Annotated in this window: 15 protein-coding genes; 6 read left to right on the top strand and 9 right to left on the bottom strand. The window is 60.2% G+C overall.

All coding sequences use genetic code 11. The annotated features are described in order from the left end of the window. The first annotated feature begins 150 nt into the window (after positions 1–150). The 3 genes from KUA23_RS28845 to gcvH all read left to right on the top strand — a co-directional run bounded on the left by KUA23_RS28845 (position 151) and on the right by gcvH (position 3,443). The gene (locus tag KUA23_RS28845) at positions 151–1,767 is read left to right on the top strand and encodes an ABC transporter permease (RefSeq protein WP_078050640.1); all 1,617 of its coding nucleotides are present in this window, start codon (positions 151–153) and stop codon (positions 1,765–1,767) included. A 156-nt stretch (positions 1,768–1,923) separates the two neighbouring features. Next, a complete protein-coding gene (gene gcvT, locus KUA23_RS28840) occupies positions 1,924–3,006 on the top strand; it encodes a glycine cleavage system aminomethyltransferase GcvT (RefSeq protein WP_078050639.1) in 1,083 nt (360 codons plus the stop codon). Between the two features lie 53 nt (positions 3,007–3,059). Next, on the top strand, positions 3,060–3,443 hold the full coding sequence (gene gcvH / locus KUA23_RS28835; protein WP_033897550.1) for a glycine cleavage system protein GcvH: 384 nt from the start codon (positions 3,060–3,062) through the stop codon (positions 3,441–3,443). Positions 3,444–3,569: 126 nt separating this feature from the next. Here the strand turns inward: gcvH and KUA23_RS28830 are convergent, their stop codons facing one another. The 7 genes from KUA23_RS28830 to KUA23_RS28800 all read right to left on the bottom strand — a co-directional run bounded on the left by KUA23_RS28830 (position 3,570) and on the right by KUA23_RS28800 (position 9,665). Then, the gene (locus tag KUA23_RS28830; protein ID WP_078050638.1) at positions 3,570–4,712 is read right to left on the bottom strand and encodes a DegT/DnrJ/EryC1/StrS family aminotransferase; all 1,143 of its coding nucleotides are present in this window, start codon (positions 4,710–4,712) and stop codon (positions 3,570–3,572) included. Positions 4,713–4,869: 157 nt separating this feature from the next. Further along, entirely contained in the window at positions 4,870–5,535 is a 666-nt protein-coding gene (locus KUA23_RS28825) for an outer membrane protein (RefSeq protein ID WP_252993208.1), read from the bottom strand. Positions 5,536–5,723: 188 nt separating this feature from the next. Continuing rightward, on the bottom strand, positions 5,724–6,038 hold the full coding sequence (locus KUA23_RS28820; protein WP_003176799.1) for a DUF2388 domain-containing protein: 315 nt from the start codon (positions 6,036–6,038) through the stop codon (positions 5,724–5,726). A gap of 69 nt (positions 6,039–6,107) precedes the next feature. Continuing rightward, entirely contained in the window at positions 6,108–6,554 is a 447-nt protein-coding gene (locus tag KUA23_RS28815; RefSeq protein WP_034110117.1) for an NfeD family protein, read from the bottom strand. Positions 6,555–6,564: 10 nt separating this feature from the next. Then, on the bottom strand, positions 6,565–7,485 hold the full coding sequence (locus KUA23_RS28810; RefSeq protein WP_078050636.1) for an SPFH domain-containing protein: 921 nt from the start codon (positions 7,483–7,485) through the stop codon (positions 6,565–6,567). Between the two features lie 77 nt (positions 7,486–7,562). Beyond that, positions 7,563–9,242, bottom strand: coding sequence for a GspE/PulE family protein (locus tag KUA23_RS28805; protein WP_214497191.1), 1,680 nt, complete (start codon positions 9,240–9,242; stop codon positions 7,563–7,565). A gap of 84 nt (positions 9,243–9,326) precedes the next feature. After that, a complete protein-coding gene (locus KUA23_RS28800; RefSeq protein ID WP_252993207.1) occupies positions 9,327–9,665 on the bottom strand; it encodes a hypothetical protein in 339 nt (112 codons plus the stop codon). 127 nt (positions 9,666–9,792) lie between these two features. On the opposite strand from KUA23_RS28800, the gene KUA23_RS28795 reads away from it, so the two are divergent. Then, positions 9,793–10,263, top strand: coding sequence for an Lrp/AsnC family transcriptional regulator (locus tag KUA23_RS28795; protein ID WP_010207358.1), 471 nt, complete (start codon positions 9,793–9,795; stop codon positions 10,261–10,263). 67 nt (positions 10,264–10,330) lie between these two features. Here the strand turns inward: KUA23_RS28795 and KUA23_RS28790 are convergent, their stop codons facing one another. Further along, complete coding sequence (locus KUA23_RS28790) at positions 10,331–11,698, bottom strand: CYTH domain-containing protein (RefSeq protein WP_099493171.1); 1,368 nt, start codon at positions 11,696–11,698, stop codon at positions 10,331–10,333. 158 nt (positions 11,699–11,856) lie between these two features. On the opposite strand from KUA23_RS28790, the gene argE reads away from it, so the two are divergent. Further along, positions 11,857–13,005 carry an acetylornithine deacetylase gene (gene argE / locus KUA23_RS28785; RefSeq protein WP_078050632.1) on the top strand — a complete coding sequence of 383 codons (1,149 nt, stop codon included), beginning with the start codon at positions 11,857–11,859 and terminating at the stop codon, positions 13,003–13,005. Between the two features lie 135 nt (positions 13,006–13,140). Then, entirely contained in the window at positions 13,141–14,442 is a 1,302-nt protein-coding gene (gene argA / locus KUA23_RS28780; RefSeq protein WP_122427232.1) for an amino-acid N-acetyltransferase, read from the top strand. 110 nt (positions 14,443–14,552) lie between these two features. On the opposite strand, the gene tauA is transcribed toward argA, so the two are convergent. Then, a complete protein-coding gene (tauA, locus tag KUA23_RS28775) occupies positions 14,553–15,539 on the bottom strand; it encodes a taurine ABC transporter substrate-binding protein (protein WP_252993206.1) in 987 nt (328 codons plus the stop codon). Positions 15,540–15,850 lie beyond the last annotated feature (311 nt).

Here is a 15,850-nt window from a genome sequence, read left to right as displayed (position 1 = left end):
ACACCGCAGATCTAAATGTGGGAGCGGGCTTGCTCGCGAAAGCGCCGTGTCAGTCGATACATCTGTGACTGATACACCGCTTTCGCGAGCAAGCCCGCTCCCACATTGTTCGTGGTGAATTCAAAATCATCATTTCCAGAGAGCTTTTCCTTGGCCCACCCCGCCCAACGCCGCTGGTACCTGCCGGTCTTCACCGTCGCCGCCCTGGTGCTGCTGCCGTTGAGCGTGCTGTTGCTGTCCTGGCAAAGCATCGACAACCAGATCTGGTCCCACCTCTGGGAAACCCAGATGCCGCGCCTGCTGGCCAACACCCTGACCCTGGTGCTGGGTGTCGGCGTGGGCGTGACGGTGTTGGGGGTCAGCCTGGCCTGGCTGACCAGCCTCTGCGAATTCCCCGGCCGACGTTGGCTCGACTGGGCGCTGATGCTGCCCTTTGCCATTCCTGCGTATGTGCTGGCATTTGTGTTTGTGGGCCTGCTGGACTTCTCCGGCCCCGTGCAAACCCTGCTGCGTGAATGGTTCGGCACCGGCTTGAGGCTGCCACGGGTGCGCTCTACCAGTGGCGTGATTATCGTGCTGGTGCTGGTGTTTTACCCCTACGTCTACTTGCTGGCGCGCACTGCATTCCTGGCCCAGGGCAAAGGCCTGATGGAAGCGGCGCGGGTGCTGGGGCAATCGCCATGGCGAGCGTTCTGGCACGTGGCCCTGCCCATGGCGCGGCCAGCGATTGGCGCCGGGGTGGCCTTGGCATTGATGGAAACCCTGGCGGATTTCGGCGCGGTCTCGGTGTTCAACTTCGACACGTTCACCACCGCCATCTACAAGACGTGGTACGGCTTTTTCAGCCTGTCCAGCGCCGCCCAATTAGCCAGCCTCTTGCTGCTGGTGGTGATGCTGGTGCTGTACGGTGAGCGCCGCGCCCGTGGTGCGAGCCGACCAAGTAACGAACGACCACGGGGCAAGGCGCTGTATCAGTTGCGCGGGTTCAAGGCGGCCGCCGCCAGTGGCTGGTGCGGGCTGGTGTTCGCCTGTGCCTTTGTCATTCCGATGCTGCAACTGGTCGCCTGGTTCTGGCAGCGCGGCCGCTTCGATCTGGATGAGCGTTACTCCGGCCTGATCATCCACACTCTGTACCTGGGTGGCATCGCCGCCTTGATCACCGTGAGCGTGGCGCTGGTGCTGGCCTTTGCCAACCGCCTGGCGCCAACGCGGGCAATCCGCTCCGGCATCAGCCTGGCCAATGTCGGCTATGCCTTGCCGGGGTCGGTGCTGGCGGTGTCGATCATGTTGGCGTTCAGCTACCTGGACCGTGAACTGGTGGTGCCGCTGTCCGGCTGGCTCGGCGGGGCGGGCAAACCGTTGTTGTTGGGCAGCCTGTCGGCGTTGGTGCTGGCGTATCTGGTGCGATTCCTGGCGGTGGCCTACGGGCCGTTGGAAAACAGCCTGGCGCGCATCCGACCGTCCTTGCCAGAGGCTGCACGCAGTCTGGGTGTGAGTGGCCCACGACTGTTTTGCAAAGTGTATCTGCCGTTGCTGCTGCCGGGGACCTTGAGCGCAGCGCTGCTGGTGTTCGTCGACGTACTCAAGGAAATGCCCGCTACCCTACTGATGCGCCCATTCGGCTGGGACACGCTGGCGGTGCGGATCTTTGAAATGACCAGCGAAGGCGAGTGGGCGCGGGCTTCTTTGCCCGCGTTGAGCCTGGTTCTGGTGGGGCTCTTGCCGGTAATCGGGCTGATCCGACGCTCGGCTCGGCAAATCGGTTAGGTGCCAGTCCTACGGCTTGCGGCTACAATGCGCGGCATTCGGTGCGGTCCGTCTTTCGGATCGAGTCGCTGGGCGTGGCTGCAGGCCTTGTAATTCAAGGTGTCCGGCACGAACGGCAACGCTGCGCACCTTCGCCACGCCCGGAAGGAGAAACCCATGGGACAGCGTACGCCTCTGTATGACCTGCATCTCGCCCTCGGCGCGAAAATGGTCGATTTTGGCGGTTGGGATATGCCTCTGCACTATGGCTCGCAAGTTGAAGAACACCATCAGGTGCGACGCGACTGCGGGGTGTTCGATGTATCTCATATGACCGTGATCGATGTCACCGGCCCCCAGGCCAAGGAATGGCTCCAGCACCTGCTGGCCAATGATGTCGAACGTCTGCATGGCTGCGGCCGTGCGTTGTACAGCGCCATGCTCAATGAAAAGGGCGGTGTGGTGGACGACATGATTGTCTACCGAACCGAGTCCGCCTATCGGCTGGTGGTCAATGCCGCCACCCGTGACCAGGACATGGCCTGGATGCACGCGCAGTTGGGTAACTATCAGGTGCAACTGCATGAACGGCCTGAATTGGCCATGCTCGCCATTCAGGGCCCCCACGCCCGGCAAAAGATTGCCGAGCTGGTCACCCAGTCTCGCGGCACCCTGATCCACCAGCTCAAACCCTTTGAGGGCCAGGCCGATGGCGATTGGTTCATCGCGCGCACGGGTTACACCGGCGAAGACGGCCTGGAGATTGTCCTGCCTGCCGACCAGGCACCGGGCTTTTTCAACGACTTGGTGGGCGCGGGCATTTCACCCATCGGCCTTGGCGCCCGCGATACCCTGCGCCTGGAAGCTGGGATGAACCTTTACGGCCAGGACATCCACCAGGATGTTTCGCCCCTGGCGTCGAACATGGCCTGGAGCATCGCCTGGGAGCCTGCGCAGCGTAATTTCATCGGCCGCGCCGCGCTGGAGGCGGAAAAAGCCGCCGGTGTGCAGTGGAAACTGGTCGGGCTGGTGCTGGAAGAACGCGGGGTTCTACGCGCTCACCAGGTGGTTCGTATCGCCAATATTGGCGAAGGAGAGATCACCAGTGGTAGTTTCTCTCCTACGCTGAGCAAATCCATTGCCCTGGCGCGCGTACCGACGGCAACTGCCGATCGGGCCGAAGTGGAAATCCGCGGTAAGTGGTACCCGGTTCGAGTGGTCAAACCGACCTTCGTGCGCCATGGCAAAACCTTGATCTAACCTATTTTTGGCAGGCCGAAGGCCGCTGACATTACTTCTTGAGGACACAGACTATGAGCGATATCCCTGCCGACCTGCGTTTTGCCGAAAGCCACGAATGGGCACGCCTGGAAGCTGACGGCACCGTGACCGTCGGTATTTCCGACCATGCTCAGGAAGCGTTGGGTGATGTGGTGTTTGTTGAGTTGGCCGAAGTGGGCGCGCAGTTCGACGCTGCTGGCCAAGCGGGTGTGGTTGAGTCGGTGAAGGCCGCCTCGGATATCTACGCTCCGGTTGCAGGCGAAGTGATTGCCGTCAATGAAGAGCTGAGCGGTAGTCCTGAGCTGCTGAACTCCGACCCGTACGGCGCGTGGATCTTCAAACTCAAGCCGAGCAACCCGGCTGATCTGGAAAAACTGCTGGATGCTGCTGGCTACAAAGCCGCCATCGGCGAGTAAACGCAAAACCCACTGTGGGAGCGGGCTTGCGCGCGAAAGCGGAATGTCAGTCACTGAATGTGTTTCTGATACACCGCTTTTGCGAGCAAGCTCGCGCCCACATTGGATTGTGTCAGCTGTGAGTGCTTAGTTCGCTTTCAGCACCGCTTTCACTGCTGCCACCGATCGCTCCACATCCGCCTCTGTCATCGCCGTGAACATCGGCAACGACACGATCAAACGCCCCACCTTTTCTGCGACCGGGAACATGCCTTCCTTGAACCCCTGTGCCCGATAAAGACTCAGCAGGTGGATCGGCGGGTAGTGATAGCCAATGCCGACTCCCTGGGCCTGCATCTGCTCCATGAAGGTGGCGCGGGCCGGCAGGCCGTCCTGGCGTTCCGGTAGCACCAGTTGGAACAGGTGCCAGTTGCTGTTTTCGAAGTCGGCTGGTGGCAGTTGTGCGCCGTACTGCTCTTCAAAATCACTGCCAAAGCATTTGAAATAGTGCCGCGCCAGGTGCTGGCGATGCGCGGTGATCTGCTCGATATGCGCAAACTGCCCCAGGCCAATGGCGGCGGCGATGTCGGTCATGTTGAATTTGCCGCCCAGCACGTCCACATCCAAGCCATCGAAGCCGGTGCGGGTCACGCCTTGCAGGCGATACTTCTCCGCCAGCCGCGCTTCCTCGGCGTTGTTCAAGACCAGGCAACCGCCCTCGGAAGAGGTGATGTTCTTGTTGGCCTGAAAGCTGAACGACACGAAATCACCGGTAGCGCCAATGCGTTCGCCATCCCAGCTCGAACCCAGTGCCTGGGCCGCGTCTTCGACGATGCGCAGGTTGTACTTGTTCGCCAGTGCATACAGCATTGGCATGTCCAGCGGCAGGCCGGCCAGGTACACCGGGATGATCGCCTTGGTGCGCGGGGTAATGGCCGCTTCTACCTGGGCCAGGTCGATATTGCGGGTCACCGGGTCGATGTCGGCGAACACCGGCGTGGCGCCCACTTCCAGGATCACGTTGGCCGTGGCAACCCAGGAGATTGGTGTGGTGATGACCTCATCACCCGGCCCGATACCGGCGATGCGCAAGGCAATCTCCATGGTGCAGGTGCCCGAGTTGAAGGTGCGCACTGGCCGGCCACCAAAGTATTCCGACAACTGCGCCTCGAATGCCTGCACTTTCGGCCCGCTGGTGATCCAGCCCGAGCGCAATACATCACCGACCGCCGAGATGGTGGCTTCATCAATGGTGGGTTTGGAAAACGGCAGGAAGGGCTGTTGGCTCATGACGACGAAGGCATCCGTTTCAGGTTGGCGATGAGTAAGCGAGGTATCAGTACCGGCATGGTTGCACGGCTTGACTGAATATAGCCTGTCGCCTGTGAATGAAACGTCACCGTCCGGGCAAAAAAATGCCGCTTCTACAGCGGCATTTTCTGCGGGTTCAGAAGGAGTAACGCGCTTCCAGAAACAGGTTCTGCTCCTTGAGCTTGCCTTTGAGTTGTTCATCCCGGGCGTTCACGCGGTTCGCGAAGGTGTTGTAGCCGGTTTCAACATCGCCCATTGCGATGTAACGGTAACCAGTACCCAGCGTGATTTGCTCACTGACCTTGGCTTCCAGCCCCAAGCCTACGCTGTAGGCGAAGTTATGCTGACGGTGATTGGCGAAACGACGGGTCTCATTGGTTTGATAGCCCTCGGCTTCAATGCGAGCGACACCTAGCCCGGCCATACCGTAGAACGATAACCATGAGTTGATCGGGATATCTTTATAGCCATTGAGCATCAAGCGTTGGCTCTGGACATGCAGGCTGTTGACGTTGGCATTGAAGGGGGCCCAGTAGGACTTGAATGTCGAGTCATTCGGCATCGTGTATTCCCCTTCCAGACGCCAACCATTGTCGAAGGCGTAGCCTGCGGCAAAAGAGGCGACGAATGCTTTGCTGCTATCCGGGGCGTCCACCCTGTCCGTCACGCGAGGGCTGGTGAGCAACGAACTGGAGAGGTTCTGGCGAGCGCTGTTGATTTTGGCTGATCCGTACCAGCTTTCCGCCTGGGCGTAGGCGGTGGAAAACGCAGAGAGCAGCAGTGCGTAGACAATCTTGTGCATGGGCAGTGATTCGCTTTATTTAAAAAGGAACCCTTAGCTTGTTGCCCCGCAGACTGAGGCTCGACAGGACTTCTCTGTATTCAGTTGGGAAAGCAGCAATGTTTGCGTAGTGCCCAGCGACGATGACCGTAGGAATTGAGGACAAAAAAATGCCGCTGTTAACAGCGGCATTTTTTATACAGCCCGAGTTATTCGGTCACTGCGTTTTTCGCGAGGATGGCGTTGGCCAGCTCCATGTCCGTGGCCTGCAGGCCAGGGTTATCGGCGCGGACTTTCTGCATCGCGGCTTCCAGGTACGGGCCACGGATCCCGCCGTCGCTGGCAACGAAGCTGCCTGCGTCGTCTTGCGCGGCAACTACCAGCTTGTGGTCTTTGAAGGTCAAGTACGTCGAGCCGGTGGTAGCGCCCGACGAGATGACGTTGCGCCAGAAACTGTCGGCCATGGCTGAACCGACAGGGAGGGAAAGCACAGCAAGGGTTGCGACAGCATATTTGAGACGCATGATGGGTGACTCCGGGTGGGTTATCTGTACTTTATGATTGTAGTTAACCCAACCGAGTTCCATCACTGACTAAACAGTTTCAACCTTTAAAACCACGCCTTCCTGGCCCACCACCCGTACTTGAGCGCCTACGGGGCTGTCAGGCCCGGTCACCATCCATACGCCATCGCCGACTTTTACCTTGCCCCGGCCATCCACAATCGCCTGGTGCACCATGAAGGTGCGCCCGATCAGCTCCGAGCCGCGCTCATTGAGACCCGGCTGATCACTGGCCTTGGCGCTGCTGCGCTGGCGCTTCCACCAGTACACCGCCGTCAAGATCGACAACACGGCAAACAGTAGGAGCTGCCATTCCAGCCCAAGGGGGGGCACCAGGAACTTGATGACACCCACGGCGGCCGCCGCGATACCCATCCACAACAGGTAGCCGCCGGCGCCGAATACTTCAAGAATCAACAGCACCGTGCCCAGTGCCAGCCAATCCCAGAACGAGAGATGCTGCAGGAAATCCCACATGGCGCCGGCCTCAGCCTTTCTTGTTGTCGAACGTTGCCTTGACGATCTCGCCGATGCCGCCGACCGCGCCGATCACCTGGCTGGCCTCCAGCGGCATCAGGATGACCTTGCTGTTGTTGGCTGACGCCAGCTTGCCCAGGGCATCGATGTATTTTTGCGCAACAAAGTAGTTGACCGCTTGCACGTTGCCCGACGCAATCGCCTCCGACACCACCTGTGTCGCACGGGCCTCTGCTTCGGCCTGACGCTCGCGTGCCTCGGACTCAAGGAACGCCGCCTGCCGGCTACCTTCGGCCTCCAGGATCTGCGCCTGCTTCTTGCCTTCCGCGGTCAGGATCGCCGAGGCGCGCAGGCCTTCGGCTTCGAGGATTTGTGCACGCTTGATCCGTTCGGCTTTCATCTGGCCGGACATGGCGGCCATCAGGTCGGCGGGTGGGCTGATGTCCTTGATCTCGATACGGGTGATCTTGATACCCCATGGCGCGGTGGCTTCGTCCACGGTTTTAAGCAGTTTTTCGTTGATGCCGTCACGCTGGCTGAGCATCGCATCCAGCTCCATGGAGCCGAGCACGGTACGGATGTTGGTTTGCAGCAGGTTGCGGATAGCGTGTTCGAGGTTGTTGACCTCGTAGGCGGCCTGGGCAGTGTTGACCACCTGGAAGAAGCACACGGCGTCGATCTGCACGGTGGCGTTGTCGGCGGTGATGACTTCCTGGGGCGGGATATCCAGCACGCTTTCCATCACGTTGATCTTGCGGCCGATGCGATCCATGATCGGGATGATGATGTTCAGGCCTGGCTTGAGGGTGTTGGTGTAGCGGCCGAAACGCTCGACCGTCCACTGGTAACCCTGGGGGACGACCTTGAAGCCCATGAACAGGATGGCGATGGCCAAACCCACGAAAAGAAGCAGTACGGTTCCGATCTGCATAGCGATTCCCTATCTGATGGTGTCAGTGAAACGACGTTCGGCCGATTGTAACGGTGTTGTCACCGATAAGAACGGTTTCACCGCGTAACAAACAAAGGATTTGTTACCGAATCCCCAGGGGTCACCCGTAATACTTCCGCCATCGTGGTCAGCCCCGCTTCGACTTTTTGCAGGCCGGCCCTGCGCAGGCTGCACATGCCTTGGGCCACCGCGGCCTGGCGCAGCACCTGCACATCGGCGCCGGGCGTGATCAGGGTTTTGAGTTCCTCGTTCAACACCATGATTTCGTACACGCCGGCCCGCCCCCGATACCCGCTGTTGCGACATTCAACGCACCCCACCGCTTCGTGGACCTCCCCCTGCGCCCGTTTGCAGTGGGGGCACAAAACCCGCACCAACCGTTGCGCCATCACGCCCAGCAACGTGGCTTTGATCAAATAATGCGCAATGCCCAGCTCCTGCAAACGGCTGATCGCGCTGGGAGCATCGTTGGTATGCAGGGTCGACAGCACCAGGTGCCCGGTCAACGCAGCCTGGATCGCCATTTCAGCGGTTTCCTGGTCGCGGATCTCGCCGATCATGATGATGTCCGGGTCCTGGCGCAGCAGGGCGCGGACGCCGCTGGCAAAGGTCAGGTCGATGTTGTGCTGCACCTGCATCTGGTTGAACGCCGGCTCGACCATCTCGACAGGGTCTTCCACCGTGCACAGGTTGATCTCGCGGGTCGCCAGTTGTCGGAGCGTGGTGTAGAGCGTGCTGGTCTTGCCGGAACCGGTCGGGCCGGTGACCAGGATGATGCCGTTGGTTTGCTGGGTCATGGTGTGCCAGCGCTGTTGGTCATCCACGGACAAACCCAGCTGGTCAAAGCCCTTGAGCAGCACCTGCGGGTCGAAAATCCGCATCACCAGTTTCTCGCCAAACGCTGTGGGCAAGGTGGAAAGGCGCAACTCCACTTCCGCCCCCGTGGGACTTTTGGTCTTGACCCGACCGTCCTGGGGCCTGCGTTTTTCCGCCACGTTCATACGCCCCAGGCTTTTCAGGCGGCTGACCACCGCCATCGTGACCTGGGGCGGAAACTGATAGACGTCATGCAGCAAACCGTCGATGCGAAAGCGCACGCGGCCCTGTTCGCGGCACGGCTCAATGTGGATATCACTGGCGCGCTGGCCGAAAGCGTACTGCAACAACCAGTCGACGATATTGACGATATGCGCGTCATTGGCATCCGGTTCCTGGTCACTGGCGCCGAGGTTGAGCAGGTCGACATGGCCGGGCGCCGCGACCTTTTGGTCGGCACCGCTGACGGACTTGGCCAACCGGTAGAACTCACCGATGCAACGCGCAATATCCTGGGGGTTGGCGACCACGCGCTTGATCGAACGCTTGAGCACCTGGGCCAGCCCGGCTTCCCAACTGCTGATGTAGGGCTGGGCGCTGGCGACAGTAACGGTCTGCGCGTCCACCGCCACAGCAAGGATGGCGTGGCGTTGGGCAAACGCCTGGGACATCAGCGGCACTACCGCTGCCGCGTCGATCTTCAAGGGATCAATGCGCAGATAAGGTTGCCCGGCCTGCTGGGCAAGCCATTCGGTCAGGGTTTCCAGGTTAGGACCCAGGGCTGCGATGCGTTCCAGGGGATGCTCGGTGTTGCTGGCCGGCAATGCCGACAAGTGCTGCGCGACTTCGGGAGTGATCAGCCGCCCTTCGACCAAAGCCGGCAACAGCTGATGCAGTTCCAATCGTTGATCGACAGGCATGGTGGATTTCCTGGGAGGCAGTGGGCGTAGATCCCAGGCTAGCCAGGCTCTGGCTATCCACCTCCCCGCGTGTATTGCAGGCTTTTACTGGGCGACGGCCACCGCCGCCGCAGGCCCCACGGAATCGGCGGACCACAGGTCCAGCGTGCAAACGCTGATCAGGTTTCGAATCTTTTCACCGATCACCTGGGCGCGGTGCCAGCTCAAGCCATCCATCACGATGTCGAGGTGCAGCAGGTCGTCTTCCCGGCTCGCTGTGACTTGCTGAGGCGTGAGGAACTGCAGGGCGAAAAAGTTGAGTACCCGGCACAACACGTCCGGCTCCGCCTCCGCGACGATCCGGTAGTGCGCCTGGCAATGGGCGCTATCCACGGCCCACGCATCAACGCGGGTAACAGGGTGGGTGGTTTCGACGGCGTGCATGCGAGCTCTCCAAAATCGGCTGGAGAAATTTTTACATTCGCCTCGGGAGATTTCTTATCTAAGATGAGCCTGTTATTCGATTAATCGACTCATTCAATTCAAGATAAGCGCCTTAACAGGTATTTATATGCACAGCGAGCTGGACGCCTACGACCGCCGTATCTTGGCTCTGTTGCAAGAGGACGCCTCGCTTTCCAGCGCGCAGATCGCCGAACAGGTGGGGCTGTCTCAATCCCCGTGCTGGCGGCGGATCCAGCGGCTGAAGGAAGAGGGCGTGATTCGTGGCCAGGTGACCCTGCTGGACCGCAAGAAGATCGGCCTCAATACGCAGATTTTCGCCGAGGTAAAACTCAACGCCCACGGCCGTTCCAACTTCACCGAGTTCACCGACGCGATTCGTGGGTTTCCGGAAGTATTGGAGTGTTATGTGCTGATGGGGGCGGTGGATTTTCTGCTGCGCATCGTCACCTCGGACATCGAGGCGTATGAGCGGTTTTTCTTCGAAAAACTGTCGATGGTGCCGGGGATTCAGGAGGTCAACTCGATCGTGGCGTTGTCCGAGATCAAGTCCACCACCAGCCTGCCAGTATTGCGCTGACAGGGATGGCCTTATCGCCGGCAAGCCGGCTCCTGCAGGGACAGTGCAGGAGCCGGCGATCGCGAACTTACAGACGCAACAAGGTCTTCCAGGCACGGTTCTGATACACCGCAATCGCCTGATGCATCCGCGCATCCAGCGACTCGTCGGTGATCGGCTGGTTGGCCAGTTGCACCAACTTGTTCAGCTCGCCATACAGGCGGTCGAGTTCCGGGATGTCCACCACCTGACGCGCGTGGTGCAGCCAGGCCTGGATACGTTCGATACGCGGCAGTTGCTCAGCCAGGTCTTCCGGCTGTTGCTGATAGCGCGGCAGTTGCAGGGCGACGGCATCGTCGGCCAACAGGCGCGGCAGCCAGTTGGTGATCTGCGCAGCGCCTTGGCGGTTGCCTCGTACGTTGCGGTCTGCGGTCCAGGTGCGGGCCAGCAGCCAGCGCGAAGCGTTCAGTGAGAACAGGCCCCAGCGCACGTCGTCCAATTCTTCGACGAATTGTTCCGGCGCGGCTTTGCGAATGTCTTCATCGTCATCACCGGCCTGAACCAGCGGGCGCCAGTCTTCCAGCAATGCATCCAGTGCGCTGCGCAGTTCGCTGGTGGATTGGCGCGGTGCGGCCTGGCCGAGGCTACCGATCAGGGCGCGCAGTTCGCCAAGGTTGTCGACCCAGTCCTGCAGCAGACGCCAGTGGCCATTGAACCGGTATTGCTCGGCCAGGCGCTGGCTGCTGCCGAGCAGGTGCCACATGATCGCGGCGAAGGCGTCGTCCAGTGGCATTTCGGCGTGCAGTTGTGGCGCGGGCAGGCTCAGGGAGTAGCTGCTGGCGTCGTACAGGCGGTAGCCGCGTTCGGCCTTGCTGATGTCACAGGGCATCAGCGCGAGGGTGGCGGCCAGTTCGGCGGCCAGTTCCAGCAGCGCTGCCGGCTCACCTTCACGCAGTTCCAGTTCCAGCTCGCAGATTTCTTCTTTCTGCTTGCCGACCACCACATGGCCGAGGTCCAGGGCGGCTTCGATCACCACCTTGGCCTTGCCACGGCCCCAGGCGATTTCGGCGCGTTCACGCACGAAGTCGGTGGTGAAGATCGGCTTGAGGGTTTTCTTGTCCAGCTCGGCCAGTTGCTCGGGCCAGCATTCGCCGTCGAGCTTCTTCACATCGAGCTTGGCTTTGGGCAATTCCCAGTTGTACTCGTTACGTTCCGACAAGCCGGCGACGCTTTGGCCACGGGTCTTGAGGGTCTGGATGATGTCGTCACCGTCCTTGCGCAAGCGCAGGGCGACTTTGGCCTGGGCCAGGTCGCGTTCGGGGGTGTCGAAGTACTGGTTCATCAACTCACGGCGTTCCCAGCCACTTTTGTTGCGTTTTTTCAGGAGCGGGTGCTCACGCAGCGCGGCGAGGGTCTCGCGGCTGACGCGGAGCTTGATTTCAGTTTCTTTCTGCATGGCCGGAAAATCCAGGATCGGGAGCGCAGCCGGGGAAAAGAGTGGCTGCCAAGGTCGTGCAGTGTACAGGACTGAGCCCGGCAACGTGCCGCAACGGTTTATTGTGTCGTGCAGATGGTTCTATAGTGAGGCTCATCCGGGAAGTAGAGAGACCGCGCATGCCGTTACCGTCCATGAAAGAGCAGTTTGCCGCGCTGATTGCCGCACCTTCGGTCAGTTGCACCCAGGCGTCTCTCGACCAGACCAACCGCCCGGTGATCGATTTGCTCGCCAGTTGGCTGGGTGACCTGGGTTTTGCCATCGACATCCAGCAAGTCAGCCCTGGCAAATTCAACCTGCTGGCCAGCTTCGGCAGTGGCCCTGGTGGCCTGGTGCTGTCGGGGCATAGCGACACCGTCCCCTATGACGCGGCGCTGTGGAAGACCGATCCGCTCAAGCTGACGGAAGTAGACGGCCGTTGGGTAGGATTGGGCAGTTGCGACATGAAGGGTTTTTTTGCCTTGGCCATCGAGGCGGTGTTGCCGCTGCTGGATCAGCCGTTCAAGCAGCCACTGCTGATCCTTGCGACCTGCGATGAAGAAAGCTCCATGTCCGGCGCCCGCGCACTGGCCGAAGCGGGGCGCCCGCTGGGTCGCGCCGCGGTGATCGGCGAGCCGACCGGGCTCAAACCCATCCGCCTGCACAAAGGCGTGATGATGGAACGCATCGACATCCTTGGCCAAAGCGGCCATTCGTCGGACCCCCGCCTAGGCCACAGCGCCCTCGAAGCCATGCACGACGCCATCGGCGAACTGCGTGGTTTGCGCCTGGCCTGGCAGCGCGAGTATCGCAACCCGCAATTCAGCGTGCCGCAACCGACCATGAACTTCGGCTGCATCCACGGCGGCGATAACCCCAACCGCATCTGCGGCCAGTGTTCCCTGGAATTCGACCTGCGCCCTCTGCCCGGCATGGACCCGCAGGTGTTGCGCGATGCCATCCGGCAGAAGCTCCAGCCGTTGGCCGAGCGTCATCAGGTCAAGATTGATTACGCGCCACTGTTCCCCGAAGTACCACCCTTCGAACAGCCGGAAGATGCCGAACTGGTGCGGGTTGCGGAACGATTGACCGGCCACCGTGCCGAAGCAGTAGCGTTCGGCACCGAAGCGCCTTATCTTCAGCGCCTGGGTTGTGAAACCCTGGTGCTCGGCCCTGGCGATATCGCCTGCGCCCACCAGCCGGGCGAGTACCTCGAAATGTCACGCTTGACGCCTACAGTGCGTCTATTGCGGGAACTGATCGAACATTACTGCCTGAAACCTGCATAAATTAACCCCTGCCTGTTCGTACATAGAAGGAGAGTGAGCGTGTCGCCAAGCCTGTTCCGACGATAACCATCAGCCCGCTGTGCGCTTTCACGATCCATCCTTTTTCGGCTGCTTTTTATTACAGGCCCAGGTTCCATGCCCGACTACGTTAATTGGCTTCGTCACGCTTCCCCTTACATCAACGCTCATCGCGACTGCACCTTTGTGGTCATGTTGCCCGGCGACGGTGTGGAGCACCCCAACTTCGGCAATATCGTCCACGACCTGGTGCTGCTGCACAGCCTGGGCGTGCGATTGGTATTGGTCCACGGTTCGCGCCCACAGATCGAAGCGCGCCTTGAAGCACGCGGCCTGACCCCGGCGTACCACGAAGGCTTGCGCATCACCGATGCCGCGACGCTGGAGTGTGTGATCGACGCGGTTGGTCAGCTGCGTATTGCCATCGAAGCGCGCCTGTCCATGGACATGGCCTCGTCGCCGATGCAGGGTTCGCGCCTGCGGGTGGCCAGCGGCAACCTAGTGACGGCGCGTCCGATCGGCGTATTGGAAGGCGTCGACTACCACCACACCGGCGAAGTGCGCCGCGTCGACCGCAAGGGTATCAACCGCCTGCTGGATGAGCGCTCGATTGTGCTGCTGTCGCCGCTGGGGTATTCGCCTACCGGTGAGATTTTCAACCTGGCCTGCGAAGACGTCGCGACCCGCGCCGCCATTGACTTGGGCGCCGACAAGCTGCTGCTGTTCGGCGCAGACATGGGCCTGATCGATGAAAACGGTCGCCTGGTGCGCGAACTGCGCCCGCAACAAGTGCCGGCTCATTTGCAGCGCCTGGGCAGCAGTAACTATCAGGCTGAATTGCTGGATGCGGCGGCCGAGGCCTGCCGGGGTGGAGTCGGGCGCAGCCATATTGTCAGCTACGCCGAAGACGGCGCCTTGCTCACTGAGCTGTTCACCCGGGACGGCGGCGGTACGCTGGTGGCCCAGGAACAATTCGAACTGGTGCGCGAAGCGGCGATTGAAGACGTCGGTGGCTTGCTCGACTTGATCAGCCCGTTGGAAGAGCAGGGCATCCTGGTGCGTCGTTCGCGGGAGGTGCTGGAGCGTGAGATCGAGCAATTCAGCGTGGTGGAGCGCGAAGGCATGATCATCGCGTGTGCAGCGCTGTATCAGATCGCAGATTCGGATGCGGGTGAGCTGGCGTGCCTGGCGGTGAACCCGGAGTACCGTCACGGTGCGCGGGGTGATGTGTTGCTGGAGCGAATCCAGACCCGTGCCCGTGCCCAGGGCTTGAAGACCTTGTTTGTCCTCACTACCCGCACCGCCCACTGGTTCCGTGAGCGGGGTTTTGTGCCGAGCAGCGTGGATCGCCTGCCGTCGGCGCGGGCGTCGCTGTACAACTATCAGCGTAATTCGAAGATTTTCGAGAAGGCTCTCTGACTTAATGCAAGGCTGGCTCTCGTGGGAGCTGGCTTGCCTGCGATTGCATCACCTCGGTTATGTGCAAGACCGAGTCGCTGGCATCGCCGGCAAGCCGGCTCCTACAGGGTTCAGGGCTTGACGAATTTATCGGTCACGTACGCTGAATAGTCTGGCAACACTGCCTCAACCTTTCCTTGTTCCTTCAAGAACTTCGCCGTCTCCCCAATCGCCTTCGCCGTGCCGCCTTTAAGCAGCGCGTCAGTTTGCTGTGCCTGCGCATCCGGGAACGTGGTGCCGGCCAACAGCTCTGGGATATCTGCGGCGTTTGAACCTGTCAGTTTGGCGATTTTCTGTACCGGCTCGGAGTCCACCGTCCACGCATCTTTATGGGCGGCGTAGTCGGCGAAGGAGTCCAGCGTGACCTTGGCAAACTTGGCCACTACGTCAGGATGTTTTTGCGCAAAATCCTTGCGTGCCACCCACACCTCAAACGTTGGTGCGCCCCACTGACCCACCTGGGCCGCGTCTGTCAGGGGCTTGCCGGTCTTGCGGATCTCTCCGAGCGCGGGTGACCAGACAAAAGCGCCGTCGATGTCGCCACGTTTCCACGCGGCGGCAATTTCGGCGGGTTGCAGGTTCACCACTTTGACTTGCTTGGTATCCAGGCCCCAGTGCTTCAGTGCGCCGAGCAGGCTGTAATGAGAGGTGGAGACAAAAGGCGTGGCGATGGTCTTGCCGACCAGGTCTTCGGGTTTTTCGATGCCGCTGCCGTTACGCACCACCAATGCTTCAGAAGTATTGATCTGGGCCGATACGATAAACGCGACGATGGGTAGATTGCGCGAAGCTGCCGCAGCGAGGGGGCTGGAACCGAGGTTGCCGATTTGCACATCGCCAGAGGCGATAGCCGTTACGACTTCTGGCCCACTGTTAAACCGGCGCCAGGCGATCTTCTCGCCAATGGCCTTTTCATACAGGCCGTCGGCCTGTGGGACTTTGCTGGGATCAATACCGGTTTGGTAGCCGATGGTTAAATCGGCGGCTTTGACACCAAAAGAAAGTATTAGTGACACAAAAACTGTAACAAATTGACGGGAGTATGTGCGTTTGGCCATGATGGCGTCGCCTTTTTGATCGTGGGTGACGTATGCAACAGTACGACCACACTAAACGATCTAAAAAAGCGCTAACAAATACCCTTTAGGAATTAGCTTATGGAGCGGTTCGTCTACCCTGACTTGTCCGCGTCATGCAAAGGCTTATTCCCGAATCGTATGAAAAAGAATGAAACAATTCTTTTTGGGTGTATGAAAAACTCATTACCCTGCAGGGACCAAATCAACTGCGATTAGACGAAGGTAGTAGACACACAAGGTTACGATTGACTTGGTAGTCACTATCTGGCGCTAATCGCGCATCTGTGGAT

This window comes from Pseudomonas pergaminensis, from assembly GCF_024112395.2.
GTDB lineage: Bacteria > Pseudomonadota > Gammaproteobacteria > Pseudomonadales > Pseudomonadaceae > Aquipseudomonas > Aquipseudomonas pergaminensis.
The sequence above is the reverse complement of the archived record's forward strand: the minus strand, read 5'-3'. Positions and strand labels throughout refer to the sequence as shown.

Excerpts from the sequence above, each read along its gene's own strand:
- KUA23_RS28820 (WP_003176799.1), bottom strand. The coding sequence starts at position 6,038 with ATGCGTCTCAAATATGCTGTCGCAACCCTTGCTGTGCTTTCCCTCCCT.
- KUA23_RS28800 (WP_252993207.1), bottom strand. The coding sequence starts at position 9,665 with ATGCACGCCGTCGAAACCACCCACCCTGTTACCCGCGTTGATGCGTGG.
- KUA23_RS28810 (WP_078050636.1), bottom strand. The coding sequence starts at position 7,485 with ATGCAGATCGGAACCGTACTGCTTCTTTTCGTGGGTTTGGCCATCGCC.
- gcvH (WP_033897550.1), top strand. The coding sequence starts at position 3,060 with ATGAGCGATATCCCTGCCGACCTGCGTTTTGCCGAAAGCCACGAATGG.
- KUA23_RS28795 (WP_010207358.1), top strand. The coding sequence starts at position 9,793 with ATGCACAGCGAGCTGGACGCCTACGACCGCCGTATCTTGGCTCTGTTG.
- KUA23_RS28790 (WP_099493171.1), bottom strand. The coding sequence starts at position 11,698 with ATGCAGAAAGAAACTGAAATCAAGCTCCGCGTCAGCCGCGAGACCCTC.
- KUA23_RS28815 (WP_034110117.1), bottom strand. The coding sequence starts at position 6,554 with ATGTGGGATTTCCTGCAGCATCTCTCGTTCTGGGATTGGCTGGCACTG.
- KUA23_RS28805 (WP_214497191.1), bottom strand. The coding sequence starts at position 9,242 with ATGCCTGTCGATCAACGATTGGAACTGCATCAGCTGTTGCCGGCTTTG.
- tauA (WP_252993206.1), bottom strand. The coding sequence starts at position 15,539 with ATGGCCAAACGCACATACTCCCGTCAATTTGTTACAGTTTTTGTGTCA.
- KUA23_RS28825 (WP_252993208.1), bottom strand. The coding sequence starts at position 5,535 with ATGCACAAGATTGTCTACGCACTGCTGCTCTCTGCGTTTTCCACCGCC.
- gcvT (WP_078050639.1), top strand. The coding sequence starts at position 1,924 with ATGGGACAGCGTACGCCTCTGTATGACCTGCATCTCGCCCTCGGCGCG.
- KUA23_RS28830 (WP_078050638.1), bottom strand. The coding sequence starts at position 4,712 with ATGAGCCAACAGCCCTTCCTGCCGTTTTCCAAACCCACCATTGATGAA.
- argA (WP_122427232.1), top strand. The coding sequence starts at position 13,141 with ATGCCCGACTACGTTAATTGGCTTCGTCACGCTTCCCCTTACATCAAC.
- argE (WP_078050632.1), top strand. The coding sequence starts at position 11,857 with ATGCCGTTACCGTCCATGAAAGAGCAGTTTGCCGCGCTGATTGCCGCA.